This is a genomic window from Nostoc sp. (assembly GCF_036917675.1).
In the GTDB taxonomy this organism is placed as follows: Bacteria; Cyanobacteriota; Cyanobacteriia; order Cyanobacteriales; family Nostocaceae; genus Nostoc.
Map to the genome: position 1 here is coordinate 65,422 of NZ_JBALCT010000064.1, position 19,449 is coordinate 84,870.

19 protein-coding genes are annotated in these 19,449 nt (G+C 41.4%); 9 read left to right on the forward strand and 10 right to left on the reverse strand.

Going from position 1 to position 19,449, the window contains the following annotated elements:
- The first annotated feature begins 32 nt into the window (after positions 1 to 32).
- Positions 33 to 776: a Uma2 family endonuclease gene (locus V7K31_RS24195; protein ID WP_335097390.1), complete on the forward strand. Its 744-nt coding sequence runs from the start codon at positions 33 to 35 to the stop codon at positions 774 to 776.
- A gap of 139 nt (positions 777 to 915) precedes the next feature.
- Positions 916 to 2,085 carry an S-layer homology domain-containing protein gene (locus tag V7K31_RS24200; protein ID WP_335097391.1) on the forward strand — a complete coding sequence of 390 codons (1,170 nt, stop codon included), beginning with the start codon at positions 916 to 918 and terminating at the stop codon, positions 2,083 to 2,085.
- Positions 2,086 to 2,219: 134 nt separating this feature from the next.
- On the opposite strand, the gene V7K31_RS24205 is transcribed toward V7K31_RS24200, so the two are convergent.
- Entirely contained in the window at positions 2,220 to 2,657 is a 438-nt protein-coding gene (locus V7K31_RS24205; protein ID WP_335097764.1) for a CAAD domain-containing protein, read from the reverse strand.
- Positions 2,658 to 3,679: 1,022 nt separating this feature from the next.
- Here V7K31_RS24205 and V7K31_RS24210 point away from each other — a divergent pair.
- Positions 3,680 to 5,353: a sensor histidine kinase gene (locus tag V7K31_RS24210; RefSeq protein ID WP_335097392.1), complete on the forward strand. Its 1,674-nt coding sequence runs from the start codon at positions 3,680 to 3,682 to the stop codon at positions 5,351 to 5,353.
- On the opposite strand, the gene V7K31_RS24215 is transcribed toward V7K31_RS24210, so the two are convergent.
- From V7K31_RS24215 to V7K31_RS24235, 5 genes are all read right to left on the reverse strand, one after another.
- Positions 5,322 to 5,450, reverse strand: a complete 129-nt coding sequence (locus V7K31_RS24215) for a hypothetical protein (RefSeq protein WP_335097394.1) — start codon at positions 5,448 to 5,450, stop codon at positions 5,322 to 5,324. The genes V7K31_RS24210 and V7K31_RS24215 overlap by 32 nt on opposite strands.
- 94 nt (positions 5,451 to 5,544) lie before the next feature.
- Positions 5,545 to 6,246 carry a carbonic anhydrase gene (locus V7K31_RS24220; RefSeq protein WP_335097767.1) on the reverse strand — a complete coding sequence of 234 codons (702 nt, stop codon included), beginning with the start codon at positions 6,244 to 6,246 and terminating at the stop codon, positions 5,545 to 5,547.
- A 28-nt stretch (positions 6,247 to 6,274) separates the two neighbouring features.
- Positions 6,275 to 6,586: a P-II family nitrogen regulator gene (locus V7K31_RS24225; protein WP_335097396.1), complete on the reverse strand. Its 312-nt coding sequence runs from the start codon at positions 6,584 to 6,586 to the stop codon at positions 6,275 to 6,277.
- A gap of 4 nt (positions 6,587 to 6,590) precedes the next feature.
- Complete coding sequence (locus V7K31_RS24230) at positions 6,591 to 7,559, reverse strand: sodium-dependent bicarbonate transport family permease (protein ID WP_335097397.1); 969 nt, start codon at positions 7,557 to 7,559, stop codon at positions 6,591 to 6,593.
- 1,040 nt (positions 7,560 to 8,599) lie between these two features.
- On the reverse strand, positions 8,600 to 9,472 hold the full coding sequence (locus tag V7K31_RS24235; protein WP_335097398.1) for a LysR family transcriptional regulator: 873 nt from the start codon (positions 9,470 to 9,472) through the stop codon (positions 8,600 to 8,602).
- Positions 9,473 to 9,584: 112 nt separating this feature from the next.
- Here V7K31_RS24235 and V7K31_RS24240 point away from each other — a divergent pair, with 112 nt between their 5' ends.
- From V7K31_RS24240 to pcrA, 4 genes are all read left to right on the forward strand, one after another.
- Positions 9,585 to 9,965 carry a YybH family protein gene (locus V7K31_RS24240; protein WP_335097399.1) on the forward strand — a complete coding sequence of 127 codons (381 nt, stop codon included), beginning with the start codon at positions 9,585 to 9,587 and terminating at the stop codon, positions 9,963 to 9,965.
- Between the two features lie 136 nt (positions 9,966 to 10,101).
- Positions 10,102 to 11,106: a zinc-binding alcohol dehydrogenase family protein gene (locus V7K31_RS24245; RefSeq protein ID WP_335097401.1), complete on the forward strand. Its 1,005-nt coding sequence runs from the start codon at positions 10,102 to 10,104 to the stop codon at positions 11,104 to 11,106.
- On the forward strand, positions 11,078 to 11,314 hold the full coding sequence (locus V7K31_RS24250) for a hypothetical protein (RefSeq protein ID WP_335097403.1): 237 nt from the start codon (positions 11,078 to 11,080) through the stop codon (positions 11,312 to 11,314). Before V7K31_RS24245 ends, V7K31_RS24250 begins: the two co-directional genes overlap by 29 nt.
- A 253-nt stretch (positions 11,315 to 11,567) precedes the next feature.
- Positions 11,568 to 13,892 carry a DNA helicase PcrA gene (gene pcrA, locus V7K31_RS24255; RefSeq protein WP_335097405.1) on the forward strand — a complete coding sequence of 775 codons (2,325 nt, stop codon included), beginning with the start codon at positions 11,568 to 11,570 and terminating at the stop codon, positions 13,890 to 13,892.
- A gap of 56 nt (positions 13,893 to 13,948) precedes the next feature.
- On the opposite strand, the gene V7K31_RS24260 is transcribed toward pcrA, so the two are convergent.
- The 4 genes from V7K31_RS24260 to V7K31_RS24275 form a co-directional block, all read right to left on the reverse strand.
- Positions 13,949 to 14,242 carry an antibiotic biosynthesis monooxygenase family protein gene (locus tag V7K31_RS24260; RefSeq protein ID WP_335097406.1) on the reverse strand — a complete coding sequence of 98 codons (294 nt, stop codon included), beginning with the start codon at positions 14,240 to 14,242 and terminating at the stop codon, positions 13,949 to 13,951.
- A gap of 93 nt (positions 14,243 to 14,335) precedes the next feature.
- Positions 14,336 to 14,980: a retron system putative HNH endonuclease gene (locus V7K31_RS24265; protein ID WP_335097408.1), complete on the reverse strand. Its 645-nt coding sequence runs from the start codon at positions 14,978 to 14,980 to the stop codon at positions 14,336 to 14,338.
- Positions 14,977 to 16,323: an AAA family ATPase gene (locus V7K31_RS24270; protein ID WP_335097409.1), complete on the reverse strand. Its 1,347-nt coding sequence runs from the start codon at positions 16,321 to 16,323 to the stop codon at positions 14,977 to 14,979. The genes V7K31_RS24265 and V7K31_RS24270 overlap by 4 nt, the downstream gene beginning before the upstream one ends.
- Before the next feature lie 5 nt (positions 16,324 to 16,328).
- Positions 16,329 to 17,246, reverse strand: a complete 918-nt coding sequence (locus tag V7K31_RS24275) for a metallophosphoesterase family protein (protein ID WP_335097411.1) — start codon at positions 17,244 to 17,246, stop codon at positions 16,329 to 16,331.
- A 135-nt stretch (positions 17,247 to 17,381) separates the two neighbouring features.
- Between V7K31_RS24275 and V7K31_RS24280 the strand changes: the two genes are divergently transcribed.
- Together V7K31_RS24280 and V7K31_RS24285 are read left to right on the forward strand one after the other, a co-directional pair.
- Complete coding sequence (locus tag V7K31_RS24280) at positions 17,382 to 18,245, forward strand: hypothetical protein (RefSeq protein WP_335097413.1); 864 nt, start codon at positions 17,382 to 17,384, stop codon at positions 18,243 to 18,245.
- 368 nt (positions 18,246 to 18,613) lie between these two features.
- Complete coding sequence (locus tag V7K31_RS24285) at positions 18,614 to 19,447, forward strand: ATP-grasp domain-containing protein (RefSeq protein ID WP_335097415.1); 834 nt, start codon at positions 18,614 to 18,616, stop codon at positions 19,445 to 19,447.
- Positions 19,448 to 19,449 lie beyond the last annotated feature (2 nt).

A 19,449-nucleotide genomic window follows, 5' to 3' on the forward strand; every position in this document is an offset into this window, starting at 1 on the left:
ATAACCTTTACAAAGAGTGCAAAGGTAGCATTATGACCTCTGCAACCAATCCACCCACCGCCCTCACTCCTTTCCCTGACCATACCCAACTTCCTGAGTCTGATGCCACGTTTGTGAAAAATTGGCAAGAGCATCCCCAAAGCCTCCTACTAACTGACTCGATTACACCCGTCCTCAAGCAATTAAATCCTGAACATCAATATTGTATTGGCCAGGACTTAGGCATTTATTGGCGCTTGACTGATCCCCCTGAAAAAGGCGCAGAAGCACCAGATTGGTTTTATGTACCGAATGTACCGTTTTTGCTGAATGGGCAAACACGACGTTCTTATGTATTGTGGCAAGAATACATTGCCCCGTTGATTGTCTTAGAATTTGTCTCTGGCAATGGTGCAGAAGAACGAGATAAAACTCCTTGGAAGGGTAAATTTTGGGTTTATGAGCAGGTGATTCGTCCTCCCTTCTACGGCATTTATGAAGTGAGTAAAGCCAGTATAGAAGTTTATCATCTGATTGAAGGACAATATCAGGTGTTACCAGCAAATGAGCGAGGGCATTATCCCATCGTTCCTTTAGGTGTTGAATTAGGCTTATGGCTAGGAGTTTATCAGAACGTGGAATTACCCTGGCTGCGTTGGTGGGATTTACAAGGTAATTTGTTGTTGAGTGGCGATGAAAGAGCCGAACAGGAATCCCAAAGGGCAGAGCAGGAACGCCAAAGAGCCGATCGCCTAACGGTCCAATTGCGATCGCTCGGCATTGAACCAGAAGCCTAATATTTTTGTTGCGAATTACGTTAGCGTAGCGTGAAGGAGTCCGCGAGCCTCATTACGAATTAAAAAGGGCTGGTGTAAAAGAGCCATCTGTGGCTTAATTTGTTTAGACACAAATTTTACTGCTATTACGGTAATCACGATGACAAATAGACCTCCTTCCGAACCGGAGTCATCCCAAAAAACTGCCCTTGGCTTTGATGAATTTATAGCCATTCTGGTTGCCTTCACCACTATCGGAGCGATTCTTTTTTGGTCATTGTCCCGCAGGGATTCTAGCTGGAACTTAAACGCGCTGCTGTCGCCTGCCTCTACTCCATCTGGTAGTGTTCAACCAAATCAACTATTGCCCTCTCCTACTGCCAAGGTAGAACCAAATGCAGTCCCCAACAACGTTTTACCCTATTCTCCACCGGAGGCTGTTGTTGAACCCACCACACGTTCATTCCCAACTAACAGCGCAACTCCTTCCCGCCCCGTGTTGCCATCTGTTCAGGTAATCCCAACTCAATCTTCACAACCACAGACACCTGTATCCTCTTCAGCAGGACTTGAGTCATCAATTACATTATCAGCATTGCCTTTAGTAACTCCGGCAAAACCAAAATCAATCATTCCACCGCCAATTGCATTTAACGATGTGCCCAATAACTTTTGGGGTCGGCGTTTTATAGACGTTCTTTCTTCCCGTGGTATTCTCAAAGGGTTTCCTGATTATTCTTTTAGACCAAATCAGCCTGTAAACCGCGCCGAATTTGCTGCTATACTCCAAAAAGCCTTTGACCAAGAACCGTCTAAGACTGCGATCGCATTTCAAGATGTATCAGCAAAATTCTGGGCAACTCCAGCAATTGACGAAGCCATCAGTGCCGGATTTCTCAAAGGCTACCCGAAAAAAACCTTCAAACCACAACAAAATATTTCGCGAGTGCAAGTTTTAGTTGCCCTTGTTAGTGGGTTGAATTTGAAAGCACCCACTTCCCCAAATCAGATTTTAAGTGTCTATAAAGATGCTAAAGATATTCCAACCTATGCTACTAACAAAATAGCCACTGCTACAGCCAATGGTTTGGTAGTTAACTATCCAAATCCACAAATTCTTGATCCCAACAAAGTAGCTAGTCGGGCGGAAGTGGCGGCGATGATTCATCAAGCTTTAGTAAAACGTGGCAAGTTGAAGGCAATTCCATCTCAAAGTATAATGCTGCATCTACGCCCAACCCAGGCATCGCCCAAAATATCTTCAGAACTTTCGCAGACCCCAAAACCGAACCCAAAGGGGAAATTGTCCGCAGGAGGTTCGTCTCAATGAACTTCGTAGGGAATATTGAAAGAAGTCTGATCGCCGGAAGTCGGCGATCAGACTTCTGTGATTTAGAATTAGAGCGTACTCCTACACAGGAGCAAGCTAGCAAGAGCGTCTGGTAGAGAAGCGATAATTAGATATTAAGCTTCTGGAATTTCTTTACCGACAACTTGTGATTTAAGAACGGTGATTTCACCAGTTAACTCTTTCCTGGTTGAGGCTTTGAGTAAATAGCGGTAAACAAACCAGGCAGAATAACCAATACCAATCAACTCAAAAGTAGGTGCTACCAAGGGGATATCATTTAAAGCATCTAATATTGCCAAGAGTACTTTAACCCCAACAATTGATCCCACAATTAAACCAACTGTTACCAAGGGTTGCTTATATTGATTAAAGAAGCCTCCCACATATTCTGGCAACGTTGCTAAAAAGGTAGAAATTTGCTCCCCGTATTTTAGCCATTCGTCTTGAGACTGCGCGGGAGGCTGAAGTTTGGTGATGCTTCCGGTTTGGTTGTTGATCTCTGCCACTGTAGTCTCTTTGGATGCGGTTTCGGTAAATTCTTGTTCTGGCATTTTCACTCCCATAAATTTGATAGTTGAGTTTTTCTAATCTCGATAATTACAACCAAAAGGCTGTTGATCAAGTAATGCACAAGTGCATCAGTACAATTGGGTGAAGCACACAAAAAGGTTTTAGTGTCCTATAACCATAATTGCCCCGTAATATCTACTGCATCAACTACAAGGTAGAAAGTCAGCAGCAGGATAGAACTCACAAGGCAGCAGGATGTATTATAATCAACTTCCTGAGTTCTATTTTTTGGAATCAACTGGAATCCTCAGGTTGTGATTATCCCATTCCGTGTCATTTGCTCATAATCGTACTAAATCTAAGTACAAATCAGGCAAAAATCAGTCTACCTCTCATTTATATAAGCCTAGAAGCCGATTTTATCTGATATTAAAACTATCTTAAGCCGCGTTCGTCAATTAACGCATTCGTATTGATATTAATACGTAATAAAAATTTTTGTGTGTTCATATAGACTAGACTTTTAACCTATTTTATGATATAGGTACCTGGGGATGAGGGAGATGGGGGAGAAATAACCAATGCCCCATGCCCAATGCCCAATGCCTAACGAATGTCAAAGCTTTTGTTTTTTTCCTGATTGTATTAATTTTATAAGGAAGCAGTAAGCTAGAGTAGTGGCATACCTGATGGCAAGAACTCATTGCTATCAACTGTATATTGAGGAAAATCGTGTGGTAAGGAGAAGACCGTCTTAGACAGGTCTTTAATACAGGAAATTATTCCTTGCTCCTGAAAAAAGTGAATTCTATTCGCTGCCAGTAAGTATACTTAGCAGCATTGCTATCTAAATCACTTATACTATATTATAAGATTATGCTAATTATCTAGTGAGCAATGATTTGCTCTTACTATAAAAGAGGATAATCTAGATGTTAATCACCAATTGAAGTGTTTGCACAAGCTAAACTGATTTGGTGATTTTTGCGGGAAGGCAAGGAGGTTTGAGAAATGCTCCCCTCAAAAGCCAACCCCGATCGACAAAAGTTCAGAAAACAAAAAAGTGTCAGCCGAAGAGCCATCGACAGACGAACTCCCAACCATAGAATTTCCATCACGAGGGAAACTCAAAGCTAGTTCTTGGCGCATCCATCAAAAAATTGGCTATGGGTACTTTGTAGCGATCGCAATTGGCTTTTTTGGCTCACTGACTGGGTTAGTGATCGCCAGCTACTACCGTGGAAAGGAAGTCAGGCAATTCAATCAAGCCTATGAACAAGGGCAACTACTGAGTAATTATAAAGATGCAGTAGTCGGGGCGCAATTACATAGCTCTAACTTAGTTGCTGTATTGGAAAATTCACAACAGCTACAAAGCAAAAAAGCCGATTTTCTGAAGAATGTTGAAAAAGCTAAAGAATTAGAGTCAAAAATTGCCGGATTTATCGATAGTAAACCTAAAAGACTAGCAGCAACAAGTTCGACTTTACAGACGTTATTGCTGGATTACAAGACTAATTTAAAAGCTTACGTTGACCAAATCGAGGTCGTCTTACACAAAATTGACTCCCAACAAGTGCAGCAGAAGCAAATTTCTTCTGCCCGATCGCAGTTATTAACAATTATGCGTGGTGAAACAGCCGTGCGGCTAGACCAGCTTTCGCAAAAATTGACTAACATCCTCCAAACTGCTGAAGATCAAGAGCAAGAAAAGCAAAAAGCCGTTGAGCAGGCAAAAGTAGTTGAGCGATTGATCGTGATGATCAGTATGCTGGTATCAGTGGCGATCGCAGCCATTATAGCTTGGCGTACCAGTCGCGCGATCGCTGAACCAGTGATCATTGTCACCCAAGTAGCTGAACAAGTTGCCAGAAAATCTAATTTCGATTTGCGAGCGCCCGTCACCACTGAAGATGAAATTGGGCTACTCGCCAAATCTCTAAATCATCTGATTGAGCGAGTATCTGAGCGAACAAAAGAACTACAACAAGCTAAAGAATTAGCCGAAGCTGCTAGCAAGGCAAAAAGCATATTTCTGGCAAATGTCAGCCACGAATTACGCACACCGTTAAATGCTGTGATTGGCTTGAGCCAACTTCTAGAAGACGACGCTACCGATCTGGGTTTATCGGGAGACTTTATTACAGATTTAGAGACAATTAACTCTGCTGGTAAGCATCTACTGCACTTGATTAACGAAATCCTCGACTTGTCAAAAATTGAAGCCGGGAAAATGACCCTCTATCCAGAGATATTCGAGATTGCGACGCTGATTCATAACGTCGTCCTTACAGTCAAACCAGCTATAGAAAAAAATGCCAATGTTTTAGAAGTGGATTTTGATCAGCAACTTGGCACTATGTACGCCGATCAAACTCGGATGCGGCAGGTGTTATTAAACTTACTCAGTAACGCCAGTAAATTCACTACAAATGGCAAGGTGACGCTGACAGTCAACCTAGAAAAGGATGAATTCCGACCAGAGGCTCCTTTGGGTATGGTTACTTTTACCGTTACCGACACAGGTATAGGTATGTCTCACCGTCAACAGCAGCAGTTATTTCAACCTTTTACACAAGGAGATACCTCGACTACGAAAAAGTATGGAGGTACGGGACTGGGGTTGGCAATTAGCCGCCACTTTTGCGAGATGATGGGTGGTGAGATTATTGTGAATAGTCAGCCGGGAATTGGCTCTACTTTCACTATTCGTCTGCCAATGACTGTGCAGGATTGAAGGAATTGGGCATTGGGCATTGGGCATTGGGCATTGGGCATTGGGCATTGGGAATTGGGCATTGGGCATTGGGCATTGGGCATTGGGCATTGGGCATTGGGCATTGGGTAAAACAGTTCCGAGTTCCGAGTTCTGAGTAAAGAAGTGAGATTCCCCACTCAGCACTCAGGACTCAGCACTCAAATGCCGAATTAAGTAATGATACTCACTTTGCCTGTATCCAAGTCGTAACGACCGCCGACAATTTTCAATTTGCCGGATCGCACCTGCTCAGTTAAAAGCGGCGATCGCTTCAAGCGTTCAATTTGATATTGCACATTTGCCACCACAGCATTTTCAACGGCATCACCCGGCTGACTCTTGACCTTTTTTACGGCTGGCTTAATTGCCTTAATAAAAGTACCAATATCACCGAGTAACGATTCGTTTTGGACAGCTGCGGTTACAGCCCCACAACGCTCATGACCCATCACCATCAGCAGGGGAGAACCTAACAAAACAACCGCATATTCAATACTGCCAATCGCTTCATGTGTGGCAATATTTCCGGCAATCCGAACATCAAAGATGTCCCCAATGCCCTGATCAAAAACAATTTCTGCGGGTACTCGTGAATCTGCACAACTAAGAATAGTTGCAAATGGATGTTGAGCTTGAGCAACTTCCTGCAACCGCAGCGCAGTTTGATCGGGATATTGGGGTTGATGAGCAACAAATCGCTGATTCCCTTGCATCAGCTTTTGCAACGCTGCATCGGGATTGAGGGATTCAGGGGAGTTTGAGGGTATTTCGGCAGCTTTAGCCTGTTCAACCTGCCAGAGTAGATCGCTGGCAGTTAACATCATTCCAAACGCCCCGGTCATTCCCAACTTCAAAAAGTCACGACGTTCCATGAAATGCTTCATTGAATTTATCACTCTCTTAAATCGATGCGACACATCTAACTGAGCGAATCTCCATTACATCGGAAACGTAGCAAGTACCTCCGAACTTGTTGAGAAGTGGTTTGATATTTTCGACAACACGCTTGAGTTGTTCTGGCATACAAAACGCAAGGATATAAACATTATCAAGCATGGTCATGTCTAAATCTTCACTAGTTCCTCGTAATCCTTTACCAACAACATTTCTAATGACGGCATGGCTATGTACACCAGACTTGTCTAAACTATCTAAAATTTTGGCAAGCTCAAAGGAGTTGGCGATAATTTCTATCTTTTTAACTACGTGCATATTATTACCTCCAAAATAGGTTAATTCCGTAGAGATATAACGGGATTCCCACAATAATATTGAACGGAAATGTTACTGCTAGAGCGGTAGAAACATATAGGCTAGGATTTGCTTCGGGAACAGTAATCCGCATCGCTGCTGGGACAGCAATGTAAGAAGCACTGGCACACAATACAGCGAATAATAGCGAATTTCCCTGAGGCATACCGATAAATTTGGCAATCACCAACCCAATGCCTGCATTCAGTATTGGAATTAGTATCGCAAATAAAATCAGGAAAACTCCGGTTTTTTGCAAGTCTTTAATTCTTCTAGCAGCGACTAGTCCCATATCCAGTAAAAAGAAGGTGAGAATGCCATAAAACAACCCTTGAGCAAAGGGTTCTAATACGTGCCAACCACGTTCTCCTGTCAATACACCGATCAACAGACTACCGACTAGTAGAAAAACTGAACTATTAAGAAATGCTTCTTGCAAAACTTCCGACCAAGAAAACTCTCGCTTTTCATCGGCGGTGAATATATTCACCAAGATCAGACCAACAATGATTGCTGGAGATTCCATCAGGGCAAGAGCTGCTACCATGTAGCCATCATACTGAATACCAAGCTCACTGAGAAAAGCGCCAGCAGTGATGAAAGTGACAGCACTGATAGAACCGTAGGTTGCTGCGATCGCAGCAGCATCGTAAGTATCCAGTTTCCACTTCAGGATAAAAAAGGTGTAAATTGGCACAAAACAAGCCATCAACATTGCTGCCAAGAGCGTGAGAATTACTTCCTGATTCAGTCCGCTTTTGATTAGTTCTACCCCTCCTTTAAAACCAATAGCAAACAACAGATACAACGAAAGGAGTTTGGGCACTGGTGGGGGAATTTCTAGATCAGACTTGACAAAAACAGCAGTCATGCCTAAAAAGAAAAACAGAATTGGCGGATTCAAAATGTTGGATACAATTAAGCTAAAATCCATATCCACTCCTCTTTATACTGGCGAAACCTGCAATTAAAGAAATTTTTCATCTTTAAAAATTTAACGGTTCAATGATGATGTATCGTGTATTGCTACCCAATGTCAATTGGGTACTCAAGGAGTGAATAGTCTTATTGGTGACTATACTCTCAGTTAAGTATTACAGCGTTTTTCAAGCAAATAAACCACGGGCTAGGGAACATTGCCGTATCCCTACAAAAATCTGTAGTTCAATTCACTGAAAATAGCTGTAAGCTCTGTTGACAACAGAACAAGTGAGAGCTTGCCCACCATGTTTTGATGTTTGATTCCCCGTCGCTGATTTTACGACAGAACGCGCCGGAATAACTAGTGGCTAACTTTTCTACGTAGAAAAGTTAACGTATTGTAGGGACAATTCATGAATTGCCCCTACACAAACCTTGTCTAAATCCCAGTATTTTTTGATTTACAACAGTTTGGTAAACTCCGCTTGCTAGAAAATGACGGTCAGATGTAAAGGCTTGAGTAATGCCCTCCTGTGTCATCACCGCAAAACTAATACAGTCGGTTAGTCCCCAATTCTTGATCAAGACGCTGGCTGTATAGATCCCAAATGGGTTCTATCTAACCAGTCGCTAATCTTTTAAGCATCAGTCGGACAAAACAAAGATTAACCTTGATGGTGGCATGATTCAAGAGTTCTTTCAAAATTCTTGACCAAACTTTTACACTTTTCCATCCAAGAGTTGGCTCTTTCTATTATCCATCTGGCTTTGACTGGGACAAAGCCCGTTATCTCTTCCTTTTTCTTATGAACTGTTGATGGTTTAGGTGACAGCTTGAACTTAATCAGTATTACTCAATCCCCAAAGTGCGATCGCCAAGGTGTGGGCGCTCTGCGCCATCCCTTGCAAGACTATCCGTATTTCCAGGTGCAAGATATGAGAATAATCATCTCTTTTCCTTTTAGTATCAGTACTAATTATTTATCTTGATCGCCCTGTGACACTTTCTGGTGCGGAATGTGGGTTGTAAATTCTGTCAGTAAAAGTTTCTTACTATTGAAATAAGCAATCAACCCACTCAGTACAAAAGTCAATATAAGTACTGACCAAACGAGATACTTGCTTACAGGATGGATACAGCAGATTTAGTTGTTGAGTGGGTAACGAATAATCTTCCAGTAATGTCTTCAACCGTCCGCTAGCTAGATGCTCTTTGATCAGGAAAGGGGGCAGTTCAGTAACACATGCACCAGCTAGAACTAACTTCAGGAGATGAAGATAATCATTGACTTGCAAACTGGGAGCAATCTGGATCGACTCATCTCCTAATGACCATTTTCTCGCATCAGTTCGGGTGTTCCAACTCGCACAAGGCATTGTGAGAAGTTGCTCTGGTTGGGAAGGTTCACCATATTTTTCGAGAAAATCTGGGCTAGCAACGAGCTGATGACGATATTCACCCAACTTCCTGGTAATTGTCTGATTATCCTTGGGTTTACCAACTCTTAAAGCCACATCAATACCATCCTCAATCAAATTGATCTTGCGTTCAGTAATAAAAATTTCGAGCTTGACTTTGCAATAGCGTACTTGAAACTCTTGTAGTAGTTCTTGCCAAGGAAGAAATGCAGGCGGCAGAGAGAGCCGTAGTGTCCCTGTCAGTTCCTGCTGCTGATTTTCAAGGATAGACAAGCCAGTTTCAAACGTCTCAAACCCGCGAGCCGCGTATTCATAAAACGTTGTACCTGCTTGAGTCATTCGCAGATGGCGTGTAGAACGTTCTAAAAGTCGAATGCCGAGGTTTTTTTCCAGATCGGCAATCCGCCGACTTACTGTTGCCACTGGGGTATTTATCCGTCGGGCAGTCTCCGAAAAGCTTCCATACTGAACCACTTTGACAAACAAAGCAGCCGAGTTGAAGTCCATTTTATCTTTCCATATTTGAGAAAATGTTTCTCAATTTTACCCACTACCCATCAAATCTAAGAATATGTACACTGCTCAATAGGTTAAAAAACCTCAATTTAGGAAAGTATCTATGAAACAGATTCAAGAAGTTCTTCAGCAATATGAGCAGGTTTTGAATGCGTCAGATGCGAATGCGGCGCTGGAACTTTACAGCAGTGATCCGATATTCATGCCCCAGTTTGCACCTGCTCAAGTAGGACGCGATGCAGTTCTTGATACCTACAAGCAAATTTTTCAAACTATCCAACTCCAGGTCAAGTTTACGATCCATGAGGTAGAGGCAATGGGGGAACTTGCCTATGCGCGCACCTCATCATCAGGCACGGCAACTGTTTTAGCCGACAACAAAACTACGTCTGAAGGAAATAATGAGATATTTATTTTCAAGCAGGAGAACGGTAATTGGAAAATTCATCGGTATTTGTTTGCCTCTTCACAGGCATCCAATTAACTTATCCAATTAGCTGTAGCGGCTTGCTCCCCATAAATGCTCCAGCTTACAGGCAACGAACCATTCTGTGATGGTGCTCATACAAAAACTGGGTTTGACGCCATAGAACGAGCTAATTTAGTCTCTGATTAACGTTATGAAAGCAATTGTTTTAGAATCTCCCGGTGATCCGACAGCCCTTCAGTTACAAGAGATTACAAAACCATCTCCTCAGCCTGGATGGGTGTTAATCAAGGTCAAAGCCTTTGGTCTAAACCGTTCTGAGATGTTCACGCGTCAAGGGCACTCTCCCAGTGTTCAACTTCCCCGAATTTTGGGGATTGAGTGCGTTGGTGTTGTCGAAGCCGCCCCTGACACCCCATTTCAGCCCGGTCAGAAGGTAGCAGCGATTATGGGAGGTATGGGACGAGCGTTTGATGGCAGCTATGCCGAATACACCTGTGTCCCGCAAGCCTGCGTATTTCCGATTAAGAGTAACCTCGACTGGTCAGTGTTAGGAGCCATTCCAGAAATGTTCCAGACGGCTTACGGTTCTCTCATGTCCGGTTTGGGCGTGCAGGCTGGGCAGACGCTATTAATTCGGGGGGGTACTTCATCAGTTGGTATGGCCGCAACACACCTTGCTAAAGAACTGGGGCTAACCGTTGTGGCGACTACTCGCAATCCTTCGAAAGTAGAAGCCTTGCAAGCAAATGGGGTTGATCGGGTTGTAATAGATACAGGAGCGATCGCAACCTCTATCCGTCAGAATTTTCCCAAGGGGGTTGATCGCGTTTTGGAACTGGTAGGAACCTCTACCCTGCTGGATTCCCTGCAATGTGTTGCCCCTAGTGGCATTCTCTGCATGACCGGTATTTTGGGTAACGCCTGGACACTAAACGACTTTTCGCCAATGGATGATATTCCTCATACGGTAAGATTGACCGTTTACACCGGAGGTACTGAAGATTTATCTATTGAACACTTGCAACGATTTATTGATGGTGTAGAAGTGGGGCAAAACCGGGTGAATATAGACCGTGTTTTTCATCTGGACGAGATTGTTGAAGCCCACCAATATATGGAGTCTAATCAAACAACAGGAAAATTAGTGGTATTAGTAAATGAGCCGAATGGCACTAAGAAAAGCCGAAACACTTGAAATTTTAGCAGTTTGCAATTGCTTGCTCCCATTCGTGCCGGGATTTTATCATCAATGGGTACGCTTTTACACGGCCGCTTTAGCATTCCATAGAGATAATGGTCATGCTGGTGTGCCAAGTCGCCAATATCTGTATCAACTGCACAGACAGTTTTTAATCAACTGCCTCAGTTTATCCCAATCTGAGTCTTCTGGCGTTGCTGGCTGAGGTGTGTGGTTTTCTTCGACAAACACAGATTATAACTGACTGCCCCTCATGCCCTTCAATTGGTTCGTTAGGATGAACCACACCGTTTTGGAATGTGCCTTTGACTGACAGCATAGCTTTTTCTTGCTTCTACATAAATCATGATAGAGTACCATTCTGGTTAAGAATATTGCCATACAATCTTTATTGACCAAGTTTCGTTAGGATGTTGTAACCTGGGCAATAGCGCTGCTGCGATCGCTTTTTCACATCCATGACAACAACCATCGACTTTCTCAGTCACCTTAACCCTAGTCAACGTCAAGCTGTCGAACACTACTGCGGCCCGTTGCTAGTTGTTGCTGGCGCAGGTTCCGGCAAAACACGAGCGCTGACTTATCGCATTGCGAATCTAATTCTGAAACACCGTGTTGATCCAGAAAATATCTTGGCGGTTACTTTTACCAACAAAGCCGCGCGGGAGATGAAAGACCGGATTCAACGGCTGTTTGCGGAACAACTTGCAATGAAACAACACGGTCAGCGTTTTGATTTGTTGACAGAATATCAACAAACGCAATTGCGATCGCAAGTTTATAAAAATACTATCAAAGACTTATGGTGTGGCACTTTCCACAGTCTATTTTCTCGGATTCTCCGCTTTGATATTGAAAAATACGTAGACGAAAAAGGACGCCGTTGGAATCGCAATTTTTCTATTTTTGATGAATCAGATGTGATGACTCTGATCAAAGAAATCGTTAATAAACAACTAAATTTAGACGATAAGAAGTTTGACGCCCGCTCTGTCCGCTACGCTATTAGTAATGCTAAAAACCAAGGTTTATCACCCCAGGAATTTGAGCAAGAACAACCCAATTATCGTGGACGGGTGATTGCCCAAGTTTACAATTTATATCAAGATAAGTTAGCAGAAAATAATGCTCTCGACTTTGATGATCTAATTCTTGTACCGACTAGATTATTTCAGCAAAATGAGCAAGTATTGGGTTATTGGCATCGCAAGTTTCACCATATCCTCGTAGATGAATATCAGGATACTAACCGCACTCAGTATCAACTTATTCATTTATTGGTTACTAATGGCGAAACCAGAAAGAGTGAATGGAAATGGGAAAATCGCTCAGTTTTCGTTGTCGGCGATGCAGATCAATCCATTTACAGCTTTCGGATGGCAGATTTCACGATCTTGCTGGGATTTCAGGAAGACTTTGGTGATGGTTTAGTAGATGATGACACCCGAACGATGGTTAAGCTGGAAGAAAACTATCGTTCTTGTGAAAACATTCTGCAAGCCGCTAATGAACTGATTGAAAATAATACCCAACGGATTGATAAAATCCTCAAACCAACGCGAGGTCCGGGCGAGCAGATTACTTGTCACAAAGCCGATGAAGAACTTGCAGAAGCGGCATTTGTGATTAATCAAATTAGCACTTTAAAAAACCAAAATCCAGAGTTAGACTGGGGTAGTTTTGCCATACTTTATCGGACAAATGCTCAATCTCGCCCCTTTGAAGAATTGTTGGTGAAATATCAAATTCCTTACACAGTTGTAGGGGGAATGAGATTTTACGATCGCAAAGAAATTAAAGATGTCGTCGCATATTTAAGAGCGATCGCTAACCCATCTGATACAGTAAGTTTATTACGAGTCATCAATACTCCTCGGCGAGGAGTTGGCAAAACCACTATTGATGCTTTGGTGAATGCCTCCCAACAATTAGGGACAACCCTGTGGGAAATACTCAGCGATGAAACATCAGTTAATACATTAGCTGGACGGGCGACAAAAGCTGTAAATAGCTTTGCCGCAATGATTAGCCGTTGGCAAGGGCAAATCGGTACGCTTCCCGTGACTGAGGTTTTGCAAGGAATATTAGAAGATTCTGGTTACGTTCAAGACTTGATGAATCAAGGCACAGATGAAGCCACAGATCGGGTACAAAACGTTCAGGAACTTTACAACGCCGCACTGCAATTTCAAGAAGAAAACGAAGAGGTTTCCCTGCGAGATTTTCTGAGTAGTGCCGCCCTCAGTTCCGATTTGGATAACTTAAAAGAAGGACAGACAGCCGTTTCTTTAATGACTTTACACGCTTCCAAAGGTTTGGAATTTCCCGTAGTGTTTTTGGTGGGATTAGAACAAGGGCTATTTCCCGGCTACCGATCGCTGAGTGATCCCGCATCTTTGGAAGAAGAACGCCGCCTGTGTTATGTGGGAATTACTCGCGCCCAAGAGCGGTTATTTTTATCACACGCGCGGGAACGTCGTTTGTATGGTTCTCGTGAACCTGCGATGCGATCGCAATTTCTCGACGAATTACCAGAAGAATTATTAACTACTCAACGCCTGAGTCGTCAAACTTATACTAAAAGTGCCTCTACTTCTAGTGGAAAACAAGATACAAAGCAGAATTGGCAAGTGGGCGAGAGAGTATTACATAAAACTTTTGGGCTTGGTGAAATCACTCATGTTTTCGGAACGGGTAGTAAGATGTCTGTGGCAATTAAATTTGCTAGTTTGGGACAAAAAATTGTTGACCCAAGAGTAGCACAGTTGCAACGAGTAGAGTGATACAGCCATAGTTCCCTGACTTTTCAAAGAAGTTGGGGATCTTGTTTTATACTTTTCTATATTTCAATTTTTTCAAAGTGTTCAACAGTGGGAAATGGCTCATAAAAATGATGCAGAAGTTTTTTCCACTCTTGATACTCAGCAGAATTTCTAAATCCGACAGTATGAGATTCTAAACTTTCCCATCTGACAAGTAATAAATATTTACCTTGGACTTCTATACATCTATGCAGTTCATGGGATATATATCCGTCCATTGAGGAAATAATTGTAGAAGCTTTTTTGAAAGCAGCTTCAAAATCGGATTCTAGACCAGATTTAACATGAAGTATTACTGCCTCAAGAATCATAAAGTTTTGCGGTGAGAATTAGGCTAATGTTATTTAGTATAAGGTGAATGTGATGCAAAGACGGGCTATACCCTACGCACATAGTTTATTGAATCAAAAATAATTATTGAAAAAATAGCTAATAGCAGCACAAAACGGAGTATATTGACCCTTAGCATCTAGTTTTTCATAACCTTGAGCAAGTAGCTGTATTTCTGCTTCAGTTAAACCATCAGTAGCAAGCAATGCAGCGTCAATTGCTAGCCTACGCATATTTTGCAGCTTGCTGATATTGAGTGCAAGCTTCTCAATCGTTGTTTCAGCAGCAGCTTTTTTAGCTGGCTCATCTGTTGATTGAATTTCGCCAGAAGGAAGATATTTAAAAAAATGAGTGCAGGTTATTTCGAGAGGTGAAACCATCAGATGATCGTCGTACCACTTATCTTTTCTATGACCACAATGTACTGGTACTCGAGTTTGCTTTTCATCTTCACCTTGACATGACACCATGAGATTTGTGTATTCATAAGTCAATTGTGTATAAATACTTTTGGGTTTCAAGTGTTCAATATGGCATTCATTCCTCATGATCGAAGCACCACAGTAGCAGCAGATATAACCTTGTTCAGAGAGCAATGCCTCGAACACGTTATTTTTCACTGATTGTTTGAATTTTACCCAAGGAAGTATCTTACCGCCAAGCTTCTTATTCCATTTACTTAAGCTAATCGGTTCTGCACCCTTTTTTATGTGTTTCATCGATTGATAATTTCCTTGCGCCGGATGAGTACATCTGCTTTTACAAACTCCGGCTCATCTGCTCCAATTTCATTGGCTAACTCTTGACGTAATTGCCTAGCACCTTCAAGGTTTCCTCCGTCAATTAATCGAAAAAGTTCTAAAAGACTTTCCTTAATTTTCTGTGGACGTGCTGGAACACCCATGAGGTCTTCTAAAATGCGATTGCTGTCTCTCCCAAAGGAACTTTCTGGCCTTTTAGCAACAACACCTTCGTCTGTTTTTTCTAAAATGTAAATTCCTGCCGGCTTGACTTGGCTAATTACCTGAGGCGAATGAGTGGTGACAATAAATTGACAATTAGGGAATGTTCTTGTTAAAGCTGGAATAATTTCTCGTTGCCATTTTGGGTGTAAGTGTAGTTCAATTTCATCAATTAAAACAACACCATCACCTTGGAGTGGATCTGGTAAACTAGGATTAGCGATCGCTAATCGTCTTGCTAAATCTCCCACCATTGCCAGCAAGCATTTTTCCCCATCAGATAGCTGATCAACTATAAGTTCCTCACGTTGTTTTTGCACAGTCATCCGCAAGGGAGAACGACGTACCCGTAAGTTTGAAAAACCTGGAATTAGTGAATAAATAGATTGTCTTACTGCTTCTATCTGTTGGTTTTTAAACTCAGGGTTATCCCGCCTTTCTTCATTTTCTAAATCTTCCAAGGATCTAAACCATTGAAAAAACCTATGAAAACCAATTTGTACTCCGTTTAGCGCTTGATCATAAGCATCTATCTGTTTAAATGAATGCGTTTCTGTAATTTGCAAGTCAATCCCAAGAACCGAACGTTTAACTGGGTAATAAACAGCTAAAGGCAAGTTAAACTTAGGATTTGTTTCCCACTGACGGTGAATATCTTGAGCGGCTGTGTTTAACTCCCGATTTTCTTTGTTTGGCTCTTCATTGCGTTCTTTACTAAACGTTGTAAGAAACCAACTTACTTCCCTTGATTGCAGAAAAATTTGAATTTCGTTATGTGTCTTTTGATATCCGTTTGTAATATCGTCTTCGCTCAATAAACGCTCTTTGATATCCGGCTTTCCGGGAATAGATTTTTCGTATTCATTGCGAATGTTAGAATATAAAAGAAAATTTACTTCTTGAATCCTATTTCTCTTTCTTGACCCTGCATATGCAATCTCCCTTATCATCTGTGACAAAAGAATAGCCAAACAGTCAAGAATACTAGATTTGCCCACACCGTTAATACCAATCAATGCCGTTGGACTCGTTTCATCGAACTCTAGCGTTAAATCGCCGATTCCACGGAATGATTCCATTTGCAATCGCTTGACTTTCATAATAATTACGCTGATTTCAACTTAATAATACCTTGATCAAAAACGCGATTATCAGTAGCGATCGCACTTACTTCAATTCTATCTTTATACACCTGATAAGAAGCAAAACTTAAATCACTGGTGGAATATTCTGTCCACTCAGAACGCCCTACAGGACGATTACCTGCACCTGCGCCACAAATTAAATAAGTTGTACCATCAATAGCACGAGTACGTTCATAACTATGTTCGTGGCCATTGATGTAAAGTTGAACGCCGTATTTTTGAAATAGAGGAGTGAAAGTTTTAATAAAATCTGGATTACTCCCATACTGACCTGATGAATAAATCGGATGATGTCCAAACACCACTTTCCAAGGAGCTTTACTAAGACTTAATTCTTTTTGTAACCAAGATAGCTGGTTTTTCCAATCAGCATTACTGTTAGTATCTAAAGCAAAAAATTGCACAGTTCCACGACGAAATGTATAGTAACGTCCCTTCATATTAAAGCCGACATACTTGACTTGTGGATCACCATTGGCAGTACGAATATCGTGATTACCTAAACAAGCCTGAAATTTCACACCAAGCTTTAGCAAAGCTTGGTAGGGACGCTCAAAAACTTCGCCGATTTTTTCAATTTCGCCGTTATTATAAATGTTGTCTCCAGCTAAAACTACTAAATCATAAGGATTTTGCTTATGATAAGCATTCATTGCCCCAGCCACAGCATACTGTCCTTTAGCCCCAGTCCCCGTATCCGCAACAGACACAAAACGTAATAACAAGTCTTTCTTAGCTGGGTTGGCGGCTATAGCTGTTGTTGAATCGCTAATATCAGCACTTTGATGATTTTGATGAGCTAACATCCAACCTAAAAATCCTGTACCAATAGCACCGAGGCTACTTAACAATAAAAATTGACGGCGTTTCAGGTTCATAATTTACCAAATTTAATAAATAGTCAGTTTAGCTGAAGCAATGTGCAATGAAGTGATACATTAAGGCAAAAGAGGCAGCACACAGTAATAATGTACGTTGTTTGTCTTTGATTCGCTGCTTTTGGTGAAAGTTCCATGTCACAAGACAATCAATCAAAACCGACGGATGAGCGGGTAACTCAACCTCCCCAAAAACCTTACCAGAGAGTTCAGCCATTTTGGAAGGCTAAAACTATCCAACTTCTCCAAGGGACGATTGGGGTTTTAGAAACAACGGTAGAGAAACTGGAGACAGCACCAGCACCGGGTACTGAGGAAAAACCCAGTTTTTTCCAGCAGCTTCAGTTGCGATGGGGTGGACTGTTAAGAACAATCCGCTTGTTTTTACCATCAAATTTGTCAACAAAGTTATCAGATACAGCTTTGACGGGAATTGTTACTGGAATTGCTGTAATTCTCGTTTGGACAACTACAACTGTATTTACTGGTAAACCTACTGAAGTAGCAACAGTTCCACCAGTTGAAAAGATTCCTGCACCGACACCAACGATAACTACTCCACCGGAGTCAGTCGTACCAAAACCACAGCCGCCACAGGAAATTACGCCGCCGCCAGAAGTACAAACTACGCCACCAACGCCAGAACCGGAACCAATTCCCACGCCAACGCCGACACCAACGATAGAATTGACACCTGAACAAGCCTTGATTGCGGCTATTGAAAATCAGGTAGCCGAAATTAGCGATCGCATTGCCTCTGGTCTGATAAAGTCAATTCAAGCCAACTTTCGCACGAGTAATCTAACTGTCAAAATTAATGATGATTGGTACACTCTCAAAGAATCTCAGCAGGACAAACTAGCTGCGGAAATATTACACCGCTCTCAAGAACTTGATTTTACCCATTTAGAAATTATTGATTCCCAAAATAGGCTGATAGCGCGTAACCCAGTTGTTGGTACTGAAATAGTGATTTTTAAACGACAAACAACAAGTTAAAATAATTCCTAATTCGTAATGACGCTCGCGGACTAGCTTTCTCGTGTCGCTAACGTAATTCGTAAAACATGTGACTAATGGATAGCCAAGAATCAAGGGAGGCGTTGCGGCAATACGGTTCGGTTAAGGTTATTTGATGAAAATAATAGATCCCAAAGACGCGATAAATCACTACGAAGGACTGATTATTGTAAAGACGGCGATTTATCGCGTCTCTTGCCTTAAGCGAACAGCATTGAGGGTTGGGGGACTTTTGCAAGAGGTCTATTATAAAAAGCGTTGAATTGATGGATATAAATTCAAAGAAAGTATATGTTTTGTAATAATTCATGTAAAAACTTATTTTGGAGGTTTAACTTCAAGTATTTATGTTAGACAACATTTCGCTATTGCTCCAAGCTTGTGAAAACTTAAACATCAGCTATGAAATTATTCATCCTGCTGAAAACTTAGTCAAAATAAAACTGAATAATAAACACCATTATTTTTGTAACTATAGTACTCCGATAATAAATCAAGCAGTAGGACACCTTATAAAAGACAAAGAATACACTTACCATGTTTTAAAGGAAAAAGTTAAACTTCCTCGAACAGTAGGTTTTCTTTCCCCTTTTTGTGATACCCAATATAAGATTTACTTAAAATTTCCAACTATTCAAGATATCGTATTAGAAATAAAAGAAAATTTTGAAACACCAGTGATTGTCAAAATGAATTCTGGTTCGAGTGGAGATAACGTCTTTTTATGCCAGAATACAGATGAAATTGAAACTGCTTTAAAAGAGATTTTCAATATCAATTATAAAAAGTATGATTACGTTGCGATCGCTCAAGAATTTATTCACATAAAATCTGAATATAGAGCCGTTTTCTTAAATAAAGAATTAGTTTTACTTTATGAAAAAGATATAACTAATGCAAAATTTGCAGGTAATCTCAGCCCTCTTCACTGGGATGGCGCAAAAGCCAAGTATATCAATGATCCACAAATATTTTCAAAGATTGCTAATTTCGCTAAACCAATTTTTGAAGAATTAGACATTGATTATGGTGGTTTAGATATCGTCTTAGATCGAGATAATCAATATTGGTTAATTGAAATCAATTCTCACCCCCATTATACTATTTTCATTAGAGACAATGGAGAGGAGCCTGTGTTGAGAATTTTTGAAAAAATGCTCATTAGCCTAGCCTCAAAATAAAA